This is a genomic window from Bacillus sp. ILBB4 (assembly GCF_035064545.1).
In the GTDB taxonomy this organism is placed as follows: domain Bacteria; phylum Bacillota; class Bacilli; order Bacillales; family Bacillaceae_H; genus Priestia.
In genome coordinates this window covers 1-16,147 of the sequence record NZ_JAIQVD010000009.1, presented here as the reverse complement: position 1 = coordinate 16,147, position 16,147 = coordinate 1, and the positions used below count along the sequence as shown (strand labels likewise).

The following is a 16,147-nucleotide window of genomic DNA, read 5'->3' as shown; positions in this document are numbered from 1 at the left end:
TTATTTAACCGCGTTGTATACATCCAGTTGACCATTTCCCCAATAAGCTAAATTAGGTTCAATATCTTTTTTTACTCCGTTTTTGTATAGATAATCAATGGAGTTACTTGGGCGGTTTTTGTAGTGACGTTGGTCGATAATTAAGGCGAGGGTAGCAGAAACCTTGGGTGCAGCCATCGAAGTTCCAGAAGCAAATAAATATCTTCCAGTGTTAAAAGTAGTTAATACTTGTTCTTGTCGGAAAAGTCCACCATCCCACCATGCCTCTTGGCCGTATTTCTCTAACAATCTAGAATCTCCCCCTGGAGCAGCGATATCAATATAATTTTTTCCGAAATTAGAGAATAAAGAAAGTTGTTGCGTAGGACCAGTAGAAGATACTGTGACTACACCAGGCAATTCTCCTGGAGCTTCAATTCCTACTCCGTTAAATGTTTTTCCTTCTTCCGCGTATTTTTTCTTAAGAAAATCATTCAGCTCTGATTTGTTGGAAACATCTATTGAGTCATTGCCTGCAGAAGCAACTACCACACTACCTAACTTATTAGCATACTCAATTGCAAGTTTATATCCTTCAACATCTGCCCACTTATTATCTAAAAGTTCACCATCTTTATATATGTTACCATCAATATAATAAGAACCAAGGCTAAGATTAATGACATCCACGTCATCTTTAGCTGCTTGAATAATTGCTTTGATGATCCACACAGCATCAGCTGACTTATTACCGAATACACGATATACTTTAATTCCTGTATTCGGTGCTACCCCTTTAATTTCACCATTGGCAGCAATAGATCCAGCTACCATAGTTCCATGTCCATTAATATCGTTAATACTATTAATATCGCCTGTTTCTTCAGGCTCTGTCCCTCTAAGCCCACCTTTGGGAACAAGATTTTTTGATCCACTTTTCAAATTGTCTACGAGGTCTGGATGGTCAATGTCAATTCCAGAGTCAACAATTCCAACAGTTACATTAGAAGAACCTGATTCTATGTTATAACTTTCTCCATTGTGCGTAATTTCTTTCATATCCCACTGCATATCCCATAAGGCAGGAAGAGTGCTATCTAAACCTTTTATTGAGTTTACACTTGAATTAGGTTTTTTAAAAGACTTAGATGTAGATGTAGAAGGCTTTTCTAATTTTAAAGAAGGACTTAAAGATTTAAATAAAGAAGCATTTGTTTTAGCCACTTGTTGATTTCCTTTAAATTGAATTAGTCCTATCTCAGGGACGGTATAAGTAATTTCTCCCTGGCTCTTTTTAATCTTCTTAATAGATTGCGTCCACTTAGAACGGTCTTTCAAGATAACTGTGTAATATTGATTTGTTTCTGTTTTAGCATGCCCATAATTAGTAAAACAAAAGCAAATTAAGAGAGTAGTAATAATAGTCATAGAGGTTTTTTTCATAATCTTCTCCTTATATTTATAATTTAGAGGTGGAATCCGGGATTGAACCGGAGATCAAGGTTTTGCAGACCTTTGCCTTAACCACTTGGCTATTCCACCTAGATCCTATAAATATAAGATAACGAATAATGATAGATTTATAATCTGAATATATCGAATAAATAACTAGTATATCCCGCAAAACACATAAATTTTATAAAGTTTGTTCTTTACTCCTGTGTATTGCTCTTTATATTTCTCGATAAAATGGGTTAACTCAGTTTTGACTGGGAAGAGATGGTCTTTTTCTATTTTCAGACTGTATACGCCCCACAATCTTAATTAACATAATGTCTCTTTCCGGTACACAGCACAAAAAAGAACCCGTATGGCAGAAGGACTCTGACAAGGGTTCTTTTTCCGGAGTATGCAGCTTTTTATACATCCTTGATTTATCAACGCTTTCTCAGTAGGTGGTTGAGAAACTAATGTATAAGAAGTGCACCTTTTATACATATGCTTGTACGGAAGGACATAGTATTTTTAGCAAAAATGTGCTATATTTGGTTTGAATCGATTTTAACACGTTTATACGTGTGAACCCTGATAAAAAGCTACCTCGCTTGCCATACCGAGGTAGCTTTTTATTTTGCTTACCTTTTGACTGGACAAATTATAACCTAATACTATATTTTAGATATGTACATGTATATATTTCACTTTTATCAACTAGTAAAAGCAGCTATGATTAACCACGCATGTAAGAAAAGCCCTCAATTAATTTTGAGGGCTTTTCTTGTATTTTTCTCTAATATAGATAAATGATAAAACTATTTTTAATAAAGTACATTCATCATTACTTAATGATATGCCGAAAGTGAAACTAGACATAATCAGCTTTATGTAAACTAACTCTGTATATCGTATTAAGTTAGCAAATTTTTTCAAAGCTCATTCGCGGTCCTCGCTAGTGGAACGCCGCATAGTTTTGCGCTGTTCCACTAGGAGTGTGATAATCATTCGAGCTGTCGTCCTTACACAACCGTGAGCACGATCTTGCCTTGGATGTGCCCACGGGCGGCTCGTTCGTGCGCCTTGCGAGCATCGGCAAGTGGAAACGTGCTGTCGATGGTGACACGAACTGTCCCGGTATCGAGCAAGCGCCCTAATTCCACTAGCTGCGGGCCGTTTGAGCGTACTTGGGTCATTGATACCGTGACGCCCAGCTTTGCGGCCTCCTCGGCGTCGGAGAAGCCTATGAACACTGGGAACAAAGCGCCGCCACGCTTGAGCGTACGCAAGAAACGACCGGTTGTTGAACCGCCGAGGGTATCGAGGACGAGATCAACGTCATGGACGATGTCCTCGGGAGGGCCCTTGGTGTAGTCAATGAATTCGTCGGCACCGAGCTCGCGCAGGAATGACTCATGCTTGCCCGATGCCACCGCGATGACATGTGCCCCCTTCCATTTAGCCAGTTGCACTGCTAAATGCCCCACGCCCCCCGCGGCACCATTGACGAGTACCTTCTTGCCGTTGAGTGGCAGTGGGCGATGCGACTCCGGTTGAAACGGATTCGCTTCATTGTGCCCCAACTCGATCAGGAACTGCCAGCCGGTGAGACCTGCCATCGGCGCCCCTGCGGCGTGCACATGATCGATGCCAGCAGGTTTGGGTGCAAGATCCGACGCTGGTGCGGTAACGTACTCGGCATAAGCAGCGCTCTCCCCCATGCTAGGAAAGCGAACCATGCCGAAAACTTCATCGCCGATGGAGAAGCCTTGCACATCCGTGGCTACCGCCTCGACGACGCCCGACATGTCCGAACCCAGAATTAAGGGAAAGGACACCGCCGGCTGCCACTCAGGAGGAAGATCTTTATACCCCTCGCGCAGGTACCAGTCGGGGGGGTTTATGCCAACCGCGTGAACGCGGACAAGTACTTCCCCAGGTTTCAGTTCGGGAAGCGGGGCCTCTTCGTAACGCAGTACCTCAGGGCCGCCGAATTCGTGCTGCCGAATCGCCTTCATTGTGTTTGTAGACATTGCTTTCTCCTTTCACACACATGTGTTATCCTTATTAGAGCAGTGCTCCACTTAAACGGAGCGCTGTTCCATTTATCATTATACGGAGCACTGTTCCGTTTGTCAAGGAGGAATCATATGCGAGCTGATGCGAAGAAAAACTATGAGCACATACTCGCAGTCGCGAGCGTCGTTGTAACCGAGCATGGCGTCGATGCATCGCTGCGCGATATCGCTCGCAGAGCTGGTGTGGGGCTCGGCACACTGTATCGTCATTTCCCGACGAGAGAGGCACTGCTGGAAGCTTTGCTCCGCGCAAGCTTCGACGAGTTTACAACAAAGGCACGGGAGCTCGAAACTGCGAGTTCATCCGATAATGCACTCGTGTCGTGGCTACGCGACGTCGTTGCATTCACAGGCAATTATCAAGGTGTTGTGGACGTGATGATGGCAGCCAAGGAGGACCCGGATTCCGCACTCCACGCTTCATGCGTCACGATGCGTACGGCAGGCACGCGACTTCTCACTCGCGCTCAAGCCGAAGGTCTGGCGCGTACCGATATGGATGGTGATGACCTGTTTTCGCTAGCTGCTGCGCTTGCGTGGCTCAGCAACCAGCCTTCGTCCGCGCCACGAGCTGAGCATCTCTTCACTATTATCGCGAGCGCGATCTTGACGAATCGAGCGAGCAGCGATTTCAGAGCCAGCTGTACAACTGATGATTAAAAAAAAGCCAGATTTTCCTTAGCGTACGTTTTCCGCGTTTTGTTGGCGGTACCCCCTGTACAATAAAATCATACTATTGTACAGGAGGCTTTTAAGATTATTGGATATACGTGCGTTTCCACGACTGATCAGAATCTAGGCCGACAACTTAGCATGCTGAAGAAATATGGCTGCGAAAAGATAATTGAGGAGAAATTCACGGGTACGATGAAAGATCGTCCTGGTCTGCAGACTTCAATGAATGTGATTCAAGCAAATGGTTTTTCTTAAAGTATGGGACGTTAAACATAAAAAGACTTGCTTTAGGTAAAAAGCAAGTTAAAAGAAAGATAATCACGTTGGTAATTCCATTATAATCCAGAAGTTGTAATGAAACATTAAAATATAGTTAAAACCGAATTAAAAGTAAATTAATCCATAAAAGGATTAATTTACTTTTTTGTTTTGTGGTATTAAAAAAGTTTCGATAGTTTAAAGAAAACTTTGACTTTATTACTTTAACATTTTGAAACATAATCAAATATAAAATCCGTAAAAGTATACTTTTACGGACTGTGAGTTTGTATAAAAAATTTATCATTCTCGACGTTCGTTTAAATTTAAAAATAATTTACGAACATTCTTTAAAATACATGTAGTTTTACGAACGTTTTTAGCAAAGTAATAGATTGAAAAGTCTACTTCCTATAATCAAACTTATGTTAACTAGAAAAAGAAATAAGCTCTTAAGAATCTGAGATTTTAATTGAGTGGCAGCCAGAAGATCGAGCAGCCCTCTTCCCTTCTATCATATTAATTACACCTGTTCGGCATGTGGTTTTATCAGAGCATATTCGTATTATATAGGTGGCAAGCATTCATGAATTAAGGGAAAAATATAAAAGTTCTTCAAAAGAAGCAAAATCAAGACGGTTAGCTTGTTCCCGTGGAATTAAAATTAACCTTACGTAATGCTATCTTATTAACATTATATAAAAAGCTGCATATTTCGTAATGAGAACTCTCTTATAACCCTTACTTCCATGAGGACTCTTTTTGTCGTATCTTCCGCAAAGAGTGTTTATGTAAACTAGCTTTATATATCGTATTCCACCTTAAAGTCTATATAGGTGAATTCACTAAAAGTGTGGTCATGAACCCTGCATATTCATGGCTTTTTTGTTTCTATATCATCCACTATGTTAATTAAAAAGCAACTCCTGATATATAGTAAAAAAGATTGATGTAAAATATATGTTTTAAGGGTAAAAATATAAGGAGCCTTATCTAAAAACATGTCTAGTGTCTTAGTGCAAGGGAGGAGGACTTTTTTATACAAAGATTGAGAGTGATAATAGATAATAATCGATTTAAAGATATTGATTCATTAGGGATAACTACAATCAATAAATAAGGGGCGTATTTAAAATGGAAGCTATTTATAATCAGAGAGAGAAAATGACTGATTTTATTAGAGATAACAAACAGAATTTCCAGGATAAACTCTTATCTGAGGCGGTTAACGTAGCCTCTAAGATTAATGACATCTTAGAAACTGGAAATATTGATCTTTTGAAAAATGCTCAAAAGTTAGCTCTATATGTCGTAGAACAAAAAGAAGAACAACTCATTGCTTTTGCTCAACAAGAAGGCGTAGCCTGGGCAGAGCACTCTTTAACTCTTGCCTTCAAACTAGAATGGGTACAGGCCATTAGGCGAACGTTATGGCATTTTCTCTATCAATATGATCGAATAAATAACCAATTTAATAGCCGTGAAGAATTTTATGCCTTAGAAAAACGAATTAATGATAAAATTGACCAGTTTCTTAACACTTTTTTAATTAGTTATTCAAAATATAAAGATGAATTAATCGCCTCACAGAGGGAATTAGTTGAACATCTATCAGTGCCTATTATACCACTTAGCCAATCTGTAGCTGTATTACCGTTGATCGGAATGATGGACACATACCGTATCCGAACGATTGAGGAGAAAGTATTAACTGGCATATCAGATTTAAAGATTCAAACATTAATTATAGACCTTTCTGGAGCTGCTAACATGGAGATGCATGTTATTGACCATTTTCAGAAAGTATTAACTGGAATTTCAATGATGGGATGTAAAGCTATTCTTACAGGTTTACGTGCTGACCTAGTTAGGACAATGATCCACTCAGGAATCTCCTTTGAGGACAAGGCAGAAGCCAAAGGGACGTTACAGCAAACATTGAAAGAGTATTTAGAACTGAACCAATTGTAGGGGGAATTTATACGTTTGCTCTATATGCTTAGATACGAATGAGTTTGTGAAATTAGAATTGTTTGAATAAGTCAATAACGTTTGTTTTGTCTGAGTAGTCATTACCCTAGAGTTTTAATTCTAGGGTTGTTTTGCTATAGTATCAATAATTAAACTTATGTTGACTTTAAAGGGAAATAAAAAAAACTGCCAATAAAGCTAGGCAGCTCTTTCTTAAACCTCTTCAATTATTCCCTCTATTATAAACTGTAGAGGAGACTTACTTATTTCTTTTGCTTGTTTGTTGATTTCTCATTATTTTTTCCTTTTTCAGAAGTAGTAATATCCGTATCTTCAACTTGACTTTCTGGTTTCTGATTGTTTATTGAGGCTGTAACCTCTTCAATCTCTTTGATGACAGGAGAAGTTGTCACTTTAAGTTGAGCTTCTTGTTTCTGGTTGGTTGAAAGTTTAACTTTTTCCTCTTTTGGAGCATCAGAAGCAATTGCAGCAGCAACTTCTTGATAACTTTGATCTATGTGATTATCCATGTTCTGATAGATTTCAGAGTCAGCAAGTTCGGGAACCGCAGGGAGCTCTGACTGTTCAATTTGTGCTTCTTCCCTTCGAACAGTATCTTGCACCTCTTTAATCTCCTGAATTTTACGCTTACCAATGATCACTTCTTCCACAACCACAGGTCTTTTAGTTACTTCAATTCGCTCCTCCATAACAGGAATACGAATGATCTCGTTCTCTGTCAATGGGCTACCATCATACTGACCGTCTACGACCGGTCGACGTTCTACGTAGACTTCCTCACGCATAACTGGAACTTGGACAGTTCGCAATTCTTCTACAATTCCCTTACGAATTTGTACTTCCCCAGTCTGAACTCGTTCTTTCCTTACATTGAGTTGCTCTTCGCGGAGTTGTACTGACCTATGCCCCTCTGTCTCGTATGGTAACTCCCTAACCGTAGTATATGAAGGAATTGCTTGAGTTTCATCCACATCAATTAGGACAAGGATTTTCCCTTCCTTTACATCCCTTTCACACTGTTTTGCAGTAAAACTTTGGATGCCCATTTTGACAAGTTTTGAAGTTAGACTGCCAGCTTGTGTAGCAGTAGCCATTCCACCTGTCATCATGGTAAGAAAGCTATCCATCATCACACCTGCCAATGAACTTACAGCTGGCGTTCCAGCTTCTATCATTACATGTGTTTCGGTCCCTAACTGTAGAGTGTTACTTCTATCCTTTGCTACTACCAATATATCTGTTTCACGATACCCCTGACGTTTTAACCCCTTAATTGCATGTATCGCTTCTTGCTCCGAATAAAAAGTTCCAGCAACTCGTTTTCTCGTTCCCATTCTCCCATCCCCCTAAATTTTAATTAAACGAAAACTTCTTTTCACATTTAATTCCATCCTATTGTGTATATCATGTACCCAGTGGATTTCTATTTAAAACGTGATACGTGTGACTATGTAAATGACACCTAAATTATAAAATGTAGAAAGATGAAGTATAGCCGATAGCAATAATCGAGAAAACTTTAGAGTTTTCATCGAATAAAGAACGTTTATTCGTATATATTAAAGAGAACAAATGTTCTTTATCGAGGAATACTTTCAATGAATGATGGGAAGCTATCAAACAGAGTCATTATATGTATCGATATAAAATCATCGTTTTTTGCCTCATTTTCTTCTGTCATAAGAGGGTTAAAGTCGTTGAAAATAAAGCTTGCGGTTGTAGGAGATGGCAAACGGTCAGGATCAGTTGTATTAGCTGCCACACCCTTATTAAAGAAAGAAGGGATTAAAACAGAAAGTCGTCTTTTTAACATGCCCCTTTATATGGATGTGAGTGTGTTGGTCTAATAAAAGCCAAATAGAAAAGAGTGATCAACCTTGAAGAAATAAAAGAGCAAGAGATCGACCTTGATAAAGTGTATGACTATGCTAAATTTCCGGATAAGGTTAGTGGCCGTTGCGATAACTGAAACTCAGCTTACTTCAAAAGCTCCGTAAAAGCTGGCGTTTTCTTACGTAAATGTAGAGAATGTGGCATGAAGAAGAGTATATAAAATATAAATATATGATAACCAGGCCCTTCAGAATTTAAAGGGGCCTTTTGTTTATGTTCAATAAGGTTGAGTAATAAATACTTCAGTTTAAGTGAGGAAGCTAATCTCCAATCTATAAAAAAAGCGCATATTCTAGGGCCGTTTACTCCTGACCTACTGCAGTAAAGAAGCATATCTGCACTTTATTTTTAAATGTTTTCCATAATAATAAGCGACCCTATATACCGTAAACAAAGTTACTAAGGTCGCTTATACTATATTTTGATTTATTATTTTTTTGTCTGTTTCTTTATAATAAAATATCTGTAATCTCATTAATCTTCTGACAGAATTTCACTATAATTATTAATTTGATCGAACAAATAAGTAAGATAAGAATCTAGTTCAAATTGATTACCTTCAACAAAATCATATAGCATAGAATTATTTTCTTCTTTCATTTTTAGTCACTCCAATTTAAGTTTTTTCAATTTTATACATGATGATCATGATTCTTTTTTTGACCCATTTTTCTTAAAAGAAAGCTTACAATTAATACTAAAATGATTGATCCAATAATTGCTGGGATGATTGCAAAACCTCCAATGACTGGCCCCCAACTTCCCAAGATAAGGCCGCCTAACCAAGAACCAATAAAGCCAGCGATAATATTACCAATAATACCTCCAGGAACGTCGCGTCCTGTAATTAAACCGGCGAGCCACCCAATAATTCCACCTACAATTAACATCCATAGAATCTCCATTAATACTTCCCTCCTTTTAAATTGTTTAATTGACTTTACCCCTCACTAAAACTCATTAACCTTGTTATTTTTTTCCTGATTAGAGCTTTTCTCTTATATAAAAGGACACCTTCTCATTTCTCGACTGTTTCATGAAAAAGATAAGCGATTAGGCCAAGCCCTCAGCATATAAAAACCCAGCACATATTCTATGACCATTAGTCATCACCTAGTGCGGTAGCTACTTAGTATCAAAAGAATAACTACTTCGTTTGGTAATCAGTATCTATTTATTTAATGGTAATGATTAAATATGCGCGATGATATGTAAAAACTAAGCATTGCTATCTTATAAACAATGACATCAATATAGGCTTTTTTTCATACTATATTTTGGGGGTGAGTAAATGGCAAGAGTAAGTTACCGAAGTGCAGACATTAACTTAATGGCAAGGATGATGCGAGCAGAAGCTGAAGGTGAAGGAAGACTAGGTATGTTATATGTCGGAAATGTAATTGTTAATCGCCTTGCAGCAAATTGTATAGACTTTAAAAATTTAAGAACCGTTTCACAAGTCATTTATCAAGTCCAGGGGGGGAATTATTCGTTTGAAGCTGTTCAAAAAGGCAATGTATTTTATCAAAGAGCAAGAGGTGTTGAAAAAAGATTAGCAAAGCAGAATTTGGATTATTGGAGACAACACCCAGCAAAATTTGCTCTTTGGTATTTTAATCCACATGCTCCGTGCCCTCCAACATGGTACGGTCAACCTGCATCTGGCCAATTTAAAAATCATTGTTATTATGAACCAAAACCAGATACATGTGCTAGTGTTTATAGAGGCTAGGTTATCTAGGAGTTATGATTAATTCTAGAGTAGTATGGTGGTGCTGTGAATACAACATTTTAGTCGTAGATGCTAGTAGCTAGCCCTATTTATTCAATTCAAATCCTAAAAATCATGTAACAGTGGTCGGTTAAAAAAATTTTTTGCCCCCACCATATCCTATTTCTTTGATCTTTGTTTTGATGTAGTTTTATCTGGTGAAATAAAAAGGGAACTTCCTGGTTAGCAGGTGTTCCCTTTTTTATATGAAACATAATAATCATTTATCCAAGAAAATAAGATTATGAAATATGTACTTCAATTAAAGCTATCCTGTTTAGCTTCACTCTTAGATGGAGGACATCTTGAGATTTCTTGTTTATTTCATAAAAAAATAAACCACTAGGACAACCCCCAGCATATAAAAAACCACCACCTCCTATATAACCATCTACCCCTTACCTACTGCAGTAAGAGCTCCTTGTTATTTTTTTGAGTAGACAGGTAAGTTTACTGCAGTAGCTACATCATAGTATCTAAAGAATTACGACTTGATTGCTAGTCAGTATCTATTTCAGTACCGTTGCCGCGTTAATATACTTTGTGGATGTACAGTTTAATTAGCCACTTTTCCTTTGTTAATCCGGATTAAACGTTATCTTTCCATATCTCAATGCATCATAGATAGCTCGCCCATCACTTAAACTCGTTTCTGAATATTCAAAGGGTAAGAGCGAAAAAACAATATAATAAATAGAGAAATAAACAAATTGGTAAGAAAAGAGATTCTTTGAGAGAACCCCCAACATAATTAAACCATACACAAGAAGTATAGACGCTAAATTAGCTATGGTACCTCCAGCATAAACACAAGCATGAGTAAACCGATTATCATACTTTAATTTTTCGTAAATACAAAAGGAGTGCAAAAAATAAATAGATTTTATTTTAATTTTTTTCCACCTAAAAATCGTTCTCCCTTGTCCAATGGTAAAATCGACCCTTCCTCCTACAATAATAGCTATAAGTGAGTGCCCCAGCTGGTGAATAACAGACACAAGTGGAATGACAATTAAAAAAGAAAATAATAATTTCGGCATATCACTCCATCCAAACATACCTGTCTCCCCTTCCTCCTAAAACAATCTCACATTTGATATTCCACATTTCCGTCCATCAAAACCGGTAATTTTATGAGGGCTTTATAAGAGAAGGGTGCTTTTCTATGCTTTGTGTTTATGATTTCCCTAAGGTTAACTAAATAATTAAACCGGACCTGCTTTACAATAAAAAGAGCTACCTCCAAATAGAAAAGGTAGCTTGCTCTACTCAAGAAAAAAATTACATTCGTTAATCGGGTTAAAACAATTTAAGTATTTTAACATGATAAAAACATAAATGAAACGCTTTCATTTTTTCTTCTATTCACTTAATTCACCAAATAATACATATAAAGTAGAGCTTTACAGAGCCAATGGTGGTGCTACTACGAGTTATACTCTTAGGGGAGAAGTTAGTAATAATAAAAATAAGGAATCAAAAAATATTTACTGGAGATATGATATGACTAAGAAAAAGATACAGTATCGTGGGAAAATAATCGTACAGTGGATGTTGAGAAAGACAAGTATGATTTTAGAAGAGAATAGTGATAAGTAAAGCAAGCTTACTTTGAAGAAGCTTGCTTTTATTTATGAAAAGACGTCAATAACCCTAAAAAGAGATTATAAATTGAGTTTGGTAACTTATTAAGTTAACTACATTTTTATAGAATATATACGGTAAATTGTCTACTTTTTTAGATTTAGGAATCTCTATGTATGTTCAATTTATATCGCTTTTTTAACCAGAAATAAAGAATAAACTCGCTGATTATAAAAACAATTACATTGCTTAAGCTTTATCATGGATTAGTAAATTGATTCCTGCTGAAGTAGCTTTTAAATTATTTCTTCTGGAATTCCTGTTAATCCTGCTATTTCAGTAGGGTTCATGCCTTATTCTTATGTAATACCATCTACGTTTATTCTAAATGGAAGTAATATGACTACAACGAATCTGTTTATGTTACTTCATTATAAATGAACAATATCTGTATTAAATAACATAGTCATAAATGATAGCCTAGCGATGAAAAAGACGCCATTATTCTTCTACTCTATAGAATCATTATCGATAGTGCTACCGTTAATAACAACGCTAGGCAATTTTAGGCTTGATCAACAAAGAGATTTCAAACGATTTATCAGTATATAAACAAAAAGCGACCTTGTTGGCCGCCATCACCCTACTCGCTATTCCTGAATAAATTAAGAGAAAGTTGCTTGGACCTTTTTCTATGGTAATAAGCATTTTTAACTCGTTTTACTCGCTCTCTATTTGTAACGTAATACTCTCGATCGCGATCCGAAACGCAAACCCTGCAGTATGGACCAAGTTGACCGAATCCATCGCTTTTATAATGATAGTTCTCGGCCTGTTTTAATTCGCGGCATTTACGGCAAGTCTTAGCGACAACTTGGCCGTCAGCGTCTGTAAAGTATACGAATCCTCTCGGCTTTGTTCTTTCGTCATATTCCTGTGCCAATAGTTCTTCTCGTAGACTCATAATTCGCTCCCCCCTCACTCGCCATGGTATTGCTACTAATTTTCTTTTATTATACGAATTAATTCCTCTGGATACCAGTCTGCAAATCCATTAACTTCTTAATGTATAACAGTTTCTTCTCCTGAAGACGCTTAATTGATTCGACCTTATTTAAGCTGTGCAACTCTTCTTTTGTTAAATTCTCTAAACTGTCTCTCTAATTATCATTGTCGAAGGCTTACAGCGAGTGTAAGGCGAAAGAAGTTTTACACTAAAAAATGCACGACCTATAACGTCTGTAGGAGAAACGAAAACAGTAAACAAAAGACGGTGCGGAAATTACGATAGGTAACAAGGAGGGACCGGTCCTGAAGGCCTGACCGTCTAGTAAAACTTTTGTAGTCCAAAAGCTAACTGCTTACTGCAACTTCGAAGGAAAATGCCTGAAGAAATTTATAGACCTTTACTTTTATAAATAAGTTCTCTAGAATTCAGTATCATATTTTTAATGAAACCTTAAGATTATTTTCTATATAAAGGCGGAAACTCTTGTAATTAGAAGGAATGTTTCCTTCATGAAGAATAAACACTCGATAAGGGGAGGAAACTACTCAAGACGCTATGAAGCGTCTATTTGGAAATCCTCATTTTTGCGAGTTGACAACATATATCAAGGAAAGCTACTGATAAAGAATCAGTAGCTTTTCTTGTCTTTTTAATATGTATTTCATAGAGATTTAGCCTTACTTGCATATATATTTTATTATTATACACAATAATAATAAAATATAATTTCTTAAAAGGGGCTTTCGATAGTGAAAAGAGAACAAGTCATTAAGATTTATCAAGATGTTCTAGACAAGAAAAGAAAGCGTTTCCCTAATTATTTCGTTGTAGGTAATGAAGGAAAAAAATATATGCGCTATATGACATGCTATCTACTTGAGCAACACTTATCGATCCCCATCGATGAAATTCCTTTTCAAGTAGGCGCCAATACATTATGGTCTCATCGTCTCAGACCCCCTGCTATGCTATATGGATGGAATTATTATGAAGTCATTGATAATGCCTATCCAGGAAAATTTAAACCTTGGCAATTTCAACAAACTCCCGACAAATATTGGGACGGAGAAGAAGGAAAGAGAAGAGCTATTGAGGCAGTAAGATATGTAATAGAGGAAAAAATGAAGATTTCTATGGAAGAAATATCCTTTCAGATTAATTTTCATTTTTTTAAACAACATGGTTTAGGTGGCGCCTTTACTCTTTTAGGCTATTCCCCTTTTCAAATAGTTGAAGCTATTTATCGTGGTGTCTTTAGGCCTTGGCAATTTGCTCATGTTCCCATGAATTGTTGGAAAAATGAAGAATATATTCGAGAGGCAATGGATGATTTCTTATTCAAACATCTTCATTTCTCTTCTTATCACGAGGCTTTTCTCCAATTAAAGAGAAGTCATTTTACCGATTGTCAGTTAACCGGTCTCTTTCAAATGGCTTTTGATTCCAGAATGAACAACGTGAAGGAATGGATAAAAAACCAACTAAATAATGGAAATAATGAATTATTTTATGTAAATCTTGATTAATAGAAGACCCAATTGAAACGAATAGCCTGAACTAAATTACCATTATGTCCATTTCCTATTTTCAAAAATAACAATTGATGAGTATATGGTTATTTGCTTTGATTTTTCTTCTTCATAAAAAGATATAAAGATTCAGCAAAAAAAAGAAAAAGAAGAAAAAAGAGTACAAATAATTCAGCAACTTCCATTACCCTAAATGGACTCACGGCGTTGTACAACGCCTGAGAAACATCAAATCCTTGAAGAATATCAATGCCTAAAGAGAAGCCCATTAAGCATCCCAGCATTAAAAGGCTAATACCTATAATTTTCATATCTATCACACTCCATTTAATAGGTTCTTCCTTTTCTTCTATGATGATACATAAATATTTATTGTTAATTTTTACATAAAAAGTTTCTATATGGTTAAATTAATAAAAATTTAAAGAAGGGTGCTTAAATCTATGCCTTCGTTTTTTAAAGATCGCAAACCAAAAAAGAAACGATCACAGGGTGAAGAGAATCAAACTCCTGATCATCAAATAGAACGGATCCAAGTTTCATTATCAGACAACCTTAACATGATTAAGCAGAAAACCGGAAATAGTTCAGATGTCGTTATTCGTGAGATAAAAATGGGAGGGGCTTCTGACGTTAAAACGGCGATTGTCTATATAGAAGGAATTGTAGACAATCAGTCGATTCAAGATTATCTACTGCAATCCATGATGAAGGATGATCATAAAGAAGAAATAAATCAGCACAATGCGATAGATCTCCTTTCTAAAGATATAATGACAATTGGAAACATATCCTCCATCACTAACTTGGATGATTTATTTGCATCTTTAATGGCAGGAGATACTCTTATCCTATTGGATGGAGTAAAACAAGCACTGAGTGCTAGCACCAAAGGTGGAGAAAAACGTTCCATCGCAGAATCTACTACTCAAATGGTGGTGCGAGGACCAAAAGGGGCCTTTACCGAGTCTCTTGGGACCAATACAGCTATGGTACGCCGCATCATTAAAACCCCTGATTTATGGATGGAGTCTTTAAAAGTGGGACGCGTAACAAAGACAGATGTGACATTTATGTACATACATGGCATTGCCAATGATAAAGTCGTTAAAGAGATTCGTCAGCGATTGAAGCGAATTGATATTGATAGCATTTTGGAATCAGGTTATATTGAACAACTAATAGAGGATCAAACATTCACCCCTTTTCCCACTATGTACAACACGGAAAGACCTGACGTTGTAGCAGGAAACCTACTAGAAGGGCGGATTGCTATATTTGTGGATGGAACCCCCTTTGTACTGATTGCGCCTGCTTTGTTCATGCAATTCTTCCAATCGGCTGAAGATTATTATGCGCGTTTTGACATTGCAACTTCAATTCGCCTTTTACGTATCTTTATGTTCATGATTTCGCTTATCGCGCCTGCTACCTATGTAGCCGTTACAACCTTCCACCAGGAAATGGTACCAACCACGCTTATTGTAGCCATCGCGGCTCAGAGGGAGGCTGTTCCTTTTCCGGCATTTGTGGAAGCTCTTCTCATGGAAATAACCTTTGAAATCTTACGAGAAGCAGGGATACGCTTACCTAAAGCTATTGGTTCAGCCGTATCCATTGTCGGAGCCCTTGTAATTGGTCAAGCAGCCGTTCAAGCAAGTATTGTGTCACCAGCAATGGTTATCATTGTATCGATCACAGCGATTGCCAGTTTTGCCACACCTTCTTTTGATATGGCGATTTCAGCTCGCTTAATTCGGTTTTTGTTTATGATTGGCGCAGCAACATTTGGTTTCTATGGCATCATTTTATGCCTTTTAATGATGGTTGTACATTTATGCAGTTTACGTTCGTTTGGGGTACCTTATATGGCTCCATTTGCTCCCTTCATCCCTGTAAACAATGGAGATACCATTATAAGATTACCGTGGTGGACACTGAGACA

At 37.3% G+C, this 16,147-nt stretch carries 15 protein-coding genes, 1 tRNA gene and 2 pseudogenes; 9 read left to right on the top strand and 9 right to left on the bottom strand.

From position 1 onward, the window contains the following. The 3 genes from LAV82_RS25480 to LAV82_RS25470 all read right to left on the bottom strand — a co-directional run bounded on the left by LAV82_RS25480 (position 1) and on the right by LAV82_RS25470 (position 3,446). Positions 1-1,422 carry a S8 family peptidase gene (locus LAV82_RS25480; RefSeq protein WP_499717184.1) on the bottom strand — a complete coding sequence of 474 codons (1,422 nt, stop codon included), beginning with the start codon at positions 1,420-1,422 and terminating at the stop codon, positions 1-3. A 27-nt stretch (positions 1,423-1,449) separates the two neighbouring features. Then, positions 1,450-1,521 (bottom strand) — tRNA-Cys (locus LAV82_RS25475). Between the two features lie 914 nt (positions 1,522-2,435). Then, on the bottom strand, positions 2,436-3,446 hold the full coding sequence (locus tag LAV82_RS25470; protein ID WP_499717183.1) for an NADP-dependent oxidoreductase: 1,011 nt from the start codon (positions 3,444-3,446) through the stop codon (positions 2,436-2,438). A gap of 117 nt (positions 3,447-3,563) precedes the next feature. Here LAV82_RS25470 and LAV82_RS25465 point away from each other — a divergent pair, with 117 nt between their 5' ends. From LAV82_RS25465 to LAV82_RS25455, 3 genes are all read left to right on the top strand, one after another. Then, the gene (locus LAV82_RS25465; protein WP_499717182.1) at positions 3,564-4,151 is read left to right on the top strand and encodes a TetR/AcrR family transcriptional regulator; all 588 of its coding nucleotides are present in this window, start codon (positions 3,564-3,566) and stop codon (positions 4,149-4,151) included. A 75-nt stretch (positions 4,152-4,226) separates the two neighbouring features. Further along, positions 4,227-4,421 carry a recombinase family protein gene (locus tag LAV82_RS25460; protein ID WP_307872047.1) on the top strand — a complete coding sequence of 65 codons (195 nt, stop codon included), beginning with the start codon at positions 4,227-4,229 and terminating at the stop codon, positions 4,419-4,421. A gap of 1,137 nt (positions 4,422-5,558) precedes the next feature. Then, a complete protein-coding gene (locus LAV82_RS25455; RefSeq protein WP_098548874.1) occupies positions 5,559-6,395 on the top strand; it encodes an STAS domain-containing protein in 837 nt (278 codons plus the stop codon). A 263-nt stretch (positions 6,396-6,658) separates the two neighbouring features. On the opposite strand, the gene LAV82_RS25450 is transcribed toward LAV82_RS25455, so the two are convergent. Beyond that, complete coding sequence (locus tag LAV82_RS25450) at positions 6,659-7,750, bottom strand: YsnF/AvaK domain-containing protein (protein ID WP_499717181.1); 1,092 nt, start codon at positions 7,748-7,750, stop codon at positions 6,659-6,661. A 264-nt stretch (positions 7,751-8,014) separates the two neighbouring features. Between LAV82_RS25450 and LAV82_RS25445 the strand changes: the two are divergent. Continuing rightward, positions 8,015-8,257, top strand: a pseudogene (locus LAV82_RS25445) (Y-family DNA polymerase); the annotation flags it as partial. Positions 8,258-8,301: 44 nt separating this feature from the next. Beyond that, positions 8,302-8,469, top strand: a pseudogene (locus LAV82_RS25440) (DUF8096 family protein). Between the two features lie 314 nt (positions 8,470-8,783). Here the strand turns inward: LAV82_RS25440 and LAV82_RS25435 are convergent. Both LAV82_RS25435 and LAV82_RS25430 read right to left on the bottom strand, forming a co-directional pair. After that, positions 8,784-8,909, bottom strand: a complete 126-nt coding sequence (locus LAV82_RS25435; protein WP_274609610.1) for a hypothetical protein — start codon at positions 8,907-8,909, stop codon at positions 8,784-8,786. A 32-nt stretch (positions 8,910-8,941) separates the two neighbouring features. Then, positions 8,942-9,214, bottom strand: coding sequence for a GlsB/YeaQ/YmgE family stress response membrane protein (locus tag LAV82_RS25430; protein ID WP_499717180.1), 273 nt, complete (start codon positions 9,212-9,214; stop codon positions 8,942-8,944). Between the two features lie 386 nt (positions 9,215-9,600). On the opposite strand from LAV82_RS25430, the gene LAV82_RS25425 reads away from it, so the two are divergent. Then, on the top strand, positions 9,601-10,041 hold the full coding sequence (locus LAV82_RS25425) for a cell wall hydrolase (RefSeq protein WP_029324142.1): 441 nt from the start codon (positions 9,601-9,603) through the stop codon (positions 10,039-10,041). 617 nt (positions 10,042-10,658) lie between these two features. Here the strand turns inward: LAV82_RS25425 and LAV82_RS25420 are convergent. Beyond that, entirely contained in the window at positions 10,659-11,138 is a 480-nt protein-coding gene (locus tag LAV82_RS25420) for a site-2 protease family protein (RefSeq protein WP_499717179.1), read from the bottom strand. A 280-nt stretch (positions 11,139-11,418) separates the two neighbouring features. On the opposite strand from LAV82_RS25420, the gene LAV82_RS25415 reads away from it, so the two are divergent. Further along, complete coding sequence (locus LAV82_RS25415; protein WP_499717178.1) at positions 11,419-11,679, top strand: DUF5412 family protein; 261 nt, start codon at positions 11,419-11,421, stop codon at positions 11,677-11,679. Positions 11,680-12,307: 628 nt separating this feature from the next. On the opposite strand, the gene LAV82_RS25410 is transcribed toward LAV82_RS25415, so the two are convergent. Further along, on the bottom strand, positions 12,308-12,628 hold the full coding sequence (locus LAV82_RS25410) for a hypothetical protein (protein WP_057275103.1): 321 nt from the start codon (positions 12,626-12,628) through the stop codon (positions 12,308-12,310). A 794-nt stretch (positions 12,629-13,422) separates the two neighbouring features. Here LAV82_RS25410 and LAV82_RS25405 point away from each other — a divergent pair. Further along, on the top strand, positions 13,423-14,199 hold the full coding sequence (locus tag LAV82_RS25405; RefSeq protein ID WP_499717177.1) for a DUF4046 domain-containing protein: 777 nt from the start codon (positions 13,423-13,425) through the stop codon (positions 14,197-14,199). A gap of 89 nt (positions 14,200-14,288) precedes the next feature. Here LAV82_RS25405 and LAV82_RS25400 read toward each other — a convergent pair whose 3' ends face one another. Beyond that, positions 14,289-14,513 (bottom strand): YczF family membrane protein, encoded by a 225-nt coding sequence (locus LAV82_RS25400; RefSeq protein WP_499717176.1) that lies wholly within the window; start codon positions 14,511-14,513, stop codon positions 14,289-14,291. A gap of 132 nt (positions 14,514-14,645) precedes the next feature. Between LAV82_RS25400 and LAV82_RS25395 the strand changes: the two genes are divergently transcribed. After that, positions 14,646-16,147: spore germination protein (locus LAV82_RS25395; protein ID WP_499717175.1), on the top strand; the 1,502-nt coding region annotated here is incomplete at its 3' end.

Coding starts and splice junctions, on each gene's coding strand:
- LAV82_RS25480 (WP_499717184.1), bottom strand. CDS start 1,422: ATGAAAAAAACCTCTATGACTATTATTACTACTCTCTTAATTTGCTTT.
- LAV82_RS25470 (WP_499717183.1), bottom strand. CDS start 3,446: ATGTCTACAAACACAATGAAGGCGATTCGGCAGCACGAATTCGGCGGC.
- LAV82_RS25465 (WP_499717182.1), top strand. CDS start 3,564: ATGCGAGCTGATGCGAAGAAAAACTATGAGCACATACTCGCAGTCGCG.
- LAV82_RS25455 (WP_098548874.1), top strand. CDS start 5,559: ATGGAAGCTATTTATAATCAGAGAGAGAAAATGACTGATTTTATTAGA.
- LAV82_RS25450 (WP_499717181.1), bottom strand. CDS start 7,750: ATGGGAACGAGAAAACGAGTTGCTGGAACTTTTTATTCGGAGCAAGAA.
- LAV82_RS25435 (WP_274609610.1), bottom strand. CDS start 8,909: ATGAAAGAAGAAAATAATTCTATGCTATATGATTTTGTTGAAGGTAAT.
- LAV82_RS25430 (WP_499717180.1), bottom strand. CDS start 9,214: ATGGAGATTCTATGGATGTTAATTGTAGGTGGAATTATTGGGTGGCTC.
- LAV82_RS25425 (WP_029324142.1), top strand. CDS start 9,601: ATGGCAAGAGTAAGTTACCGAAGTGCAGACATTAACTTAATGGCAAGG.
- LAV82_RS25420 (WP_499717179.1), bottom strand. CDS start 11,138: ATGTTTGGATGGAGTGATATGCCGAAATTATTATTTTCTTTTTTAATT.
- LAV82_RS25415 (WP_499717178.1), top strand. CDS start 11,419: ATGAAACGCTTTCATTTTTTCTTCTATTCACTTAATTCACCAAATAAT.
- LAV82_RS25410 (WP_057275103.1), bottom strand. CDS start 12,628: ATGAGTCTACGAGAAGAACTATTGGCACAGGAATATGACGAAAGAACA.
- LAV82_RS25400 (WP_499717176.1), bottom strand. CDS start 14,513: ATGAAAATTATAGGTATTAGCCTTTTAATGCTGGGATGCTTAATGGGC.